Below are 3114 nucleotides of genomic sequence, written 5' to 3'. Positions count from 1 at the left end.
CCATAACCCCCACAGACATCAAGCCACCCCGATAGGGCCCCGGTCGGTCGGCGGACCATGATCTGTAAACCCCGCGGTCGACGTGGTGCTCGTGGCACCTGATGGCTTTCGCCGGGCATTGCCGCCCGCCGGGTATTGCCGCTCGCCGGGTATTGCCGCTCGCCGGGTATTGCCGCCCGCCCCCGGCCGCCGCCAGCGCCCATGACCACCGCCGATGAAGCAGGGGCCCGGCCATCGCCCCCCGTTCCGACCTTGCGCGCGGGCCGCCCACCCGCCTGCACCCACAACCCCGAGATCCCCGTCCGTCCCCACCCGATCAAGAGCGGATGCCGCGGATCACTGGGCCGCTGCGCGCAGAGCCTCCTCTAGGTCCCGGGCATCCGCCAGGGTGTCGGTGATCGCCTTGCGGTCGGCGTCTTCGAGCGGGGTGTCCCGGACCCTCTCCAGCAGCGCGCCCGCACGCTCCGGGTCGTCCAGCCGGATCGCCAGCTCGGCCCGGTAGACCAGCGCCTCGACCAGTTCGGCGGCGGAGCCCGTGCCCTCCTCGCGCCTGAGGGCGGTGTCGAGGACCCGGGCCGCCTGCCGGTCGTCGCCCTTGGACTCGCCGAGGACGACCGCGTTCTCCATCGACCGGGCGAGCCCGCTCCGCGCGGGCCCAGCAGGTTCGGGGGCGGTCCTGCCGGGAGAGGCAAAGAACCGGATCCAGTTGCCGCCGGGGTCGACGACGCTGAACCCGGAAAAGTCGCCGGTGTTCTTCCGTTTACGGGGACGGGTCATCCGCGGGACGCCTGACACCAGCAGCTTGCCGTACGCGTCGCGCATCCCCGCGGCGAAGGAATGGAATAGCGCGCCGGTGTCGGGCACGAGCACCAGGCACGAGCCGTAGGAGTCCGCCGGGTCGAAGCCGTCCATGCCGAAGAAGTGCAGGACGATGTCCTCACGCTCAACCACGACGTACGGGTTGGGACGGAGCTGGCGGTAGGTCCGCTCGAAACCGAGGACCCGGTAGAACTCGACGATCTCATCGACCGACCCGCAAGGCAGCAGCGGAACGGTCACTTCCCCGGCCACACGGCCTCCTCGCAGGCGAAGTGCATCACCTGTGCAGAGTGCGGGATCGGACGGCCTGGCTGAAAGCGAACCACTCGCGGGGTGAAAAGTCCAAGATGGGACTTGAGTCGCCCAGCTTGCTGTCCCGGACGCTGATTTTTCCGCTGGTGCAGTGCGCTACCTCAAGGCAGTTGCCGTCGGCTTCGCTGTAGCTCGACTTGCGCCAGTTGAGGTAGGGCATCACGTCTGCGGGGTGCTGGAGCGGAGGGTTCGCATGAAGGTGGCCCATTCGTGGGGGGTGAAGTCGAGGACGGGGCCGGTGTCGCCTTGCTTGGAGTCGCGCACGCCGATGGTGCGCTTGAGGGACCGGCCAACCTCTACACAGTCGGAATCCGGAACGCTACGGCTCGACTTGCGCCAACTGCCGTAGTGAGTGGTCGTCGGGAGGGAGCGACTGACCTCGACGCATTCGCCGTCGGGAGCGCTGTGGTTGGACTTGCGCCAGTGTTCGTAGTGGGTCGTCATTCCTACGATCCTGCCAGGTCCGCTAGCTAGTGCTTAATGGAGCGGACGGCCTGGGTGAAAGCGAACCACTCGCGGGGTGAGAGATCCAAGATGGGACTTGAGTCGCCCAGCTTGCTGTCCCGGACGCCGATGGTTCCGTGGTCAGAAAGGGCGGCTTCAAGGCAGGCGCCGTTGGCTTCGCTGAGCCGGGATTTGCGCCAGGTGCCGTACTTGGGGGTCATGGGAAGGGATCGATCCTTTTCTCAACGTCGCCGGCCACGTCTTCCAGCAGGCTGAGGCTTGCCGTACCTGAGAGCGCCGCCTGCCGGAGATGCTCGTACCGTTGGTTATACCGCATCACCTCCTCTCGTTCGGTGTGCACGATGTCCGTGTTAACCGTGTCAACCACTGCGATAGGAGGATCGACTGAATCCTTGAAGTCGAAGAGGAAGAATGCCGACTTGGGCAGCAGGCGTCCCGTGAAATCAGCCGCGACGGGCAGCACGAGTACCGTGACGTACGGGTTGCGGGTAGCAGTTTCGATCAACGAGCGGAGCTGGGCGAGCATTATCTGCGGCGGAGCCGTCTGGCGGCGCACGACGACTTCGTCCAGGATGACCTCGTAGCGCGGACCTCCCCCGCCGAGTACATGTGCCTGACGCCGGAGCCGAGCCTCGATGAGGCGGTCGGCGACGAAACTGCGCTCTCCCTCCGCCTCGGCCATCTCGATTATGAACTCGATGAAGCCGGGTGTCTGGAGGACTCCGGGGATGGTGAACTGGTTGTACTCGCGGATGGTCGCGGCACCGGACTCCAGATCGGCGTACATGCGTTGGCGGGGGCCCATGGCGTCGCCGTAGGAGTCCCACCAGCCGCGGTCGGCGGCGTCGCAGGCGATCTTGAAGATGGCGTCGAACTTCTCGCCGGTGACCCCGAGGACCTTCAGGATCTTCACGATGTCGCGGACGTCGGGGCGGCAGCGGGCGTTCTCCAGCTTGGACACCGTCATGCGGGAGCGGTAGATGCGGCGGGTCAGTTCGTCGGCCGTCATCCCGTTCTGCTCGCGGAGGGTGCGCAGTTCGGCGGCGAGGCGGCGCCGGCGGACGAACGGGCTGGTCACCGGAGACCTCCGTGCTCAGGCGGGGGCGCTGACCGGGGGATCAGCGTTGTCGACTCTGTGTTATCACGTGGTCTCCGAACGTGTCATTGAAGGTCGTTCCGCTCGAACGTTCCGTTCGTTTACGTAAACGGGTGTGCACGTTCGCCCTGAAGGCGTGCCGAAGCCTCAGGCGGGCGGTCGTGCTGCTGCTTTTCCGTCCCGTGATCGCTCGGTTGCTGAGGATGGAACGGCCGAAGACACGTCTTCCCGAGAGGTGATCAATACAATGCTGCTCGCCGTTTCCGCCCTCGCAAAGCAAGAAGCACCGATGTACTGAGGTTTTGCCAGCAAGAATGATCCGGACAGTGGCTACTTCTCGGACATGATCGAGCATGTTCGGGAAGACTCGCGGACAGACGGGACCGGCCGGAAACGGGACGTGGAGCCCCGGTAGAAGAGGT

General features: G+C 65.8%; 5 protein-coding genes. All 5 read right to left on the bottom strand.

The features are described from left to right. Positions 1-336: 336 nt before the first annotated feature. Genes E1200_RS32295 through E1200_RS32275 form a run of 5 tightly spaced genes read right to left on the bottom strand, consistent with a single transcriptional unit; the run spans position 337 to position 2674 of the window. Positions 337-1071, bottom strand: a complete 735-nt coding sequence (locus E1200_RS32295; RefSeq protein WP_131956310.1) for a VOC family protein — start codon at positions 1069-1071, stop codon at positions 337-339. Between the two features lie 25 nt (positions 1072-1096). Next, positions 1097-1291, bottom strand: a complete 195-nt coding sequence (locus tag E1200_RS32290) for a DUF397 domain-containing protein (protein WP_131956314.1) — start codon at positions 1289-1291, stop codon at positions 1097-1099. Beyond that, entirely contained in the window at positions 1291-1575 is a 285-nt protein-coding gene (locus E1200_RS32285; protein ID WP_131956312.1) for a DUF397 domain-containing protein, read from the bottom strand. Before E1200_RS32285 ends, E1200_RS32290 begins: the two co-directional genes overlap by 1 nt. Positions 1576-1601: 26 nt before the next feature. Next, entirely contained in the window at positions 1602-1796 is a 195-nt protein-coding gene (locus tag E1200_RS32280) for a DUF397 domain-containing protein (protein ID WP_131956308.1), read from the bottom strand. Continuing rightward, the gene (locus E1200_RS32275; RefSeq protein ID WP_131956306.1) at positions 1793-2674 is read right to left on the bottom strand and encodes a helix-turn-helix transcriptional regulator; all 882 of its coding nucleotides are present in this window, start codon (positions 2672-2674) and stop codon (positions 1793-1795) included. Before E1200_RS32275 ends, E1200_RS32280 begins: the two co-directional genes overlap by 4 nt. Between the last annotated feature and the right edge of the window lie 440 nt (positions 2675-3114).

It is taken from the genome of Actinomadura sp. GC306, assembly GCF_004348665.1.
Lineage (GTDB): Bacteria > Actinomycetota > Actinomycetes > Streptosporangiales > Streptosporangiaceae > Spirillospora.
The sequence above is the reverse complement of the archived record's forward strand: the minus strand, read 5'-3'. Positions and strand labels throughout refer to the sequence as shown.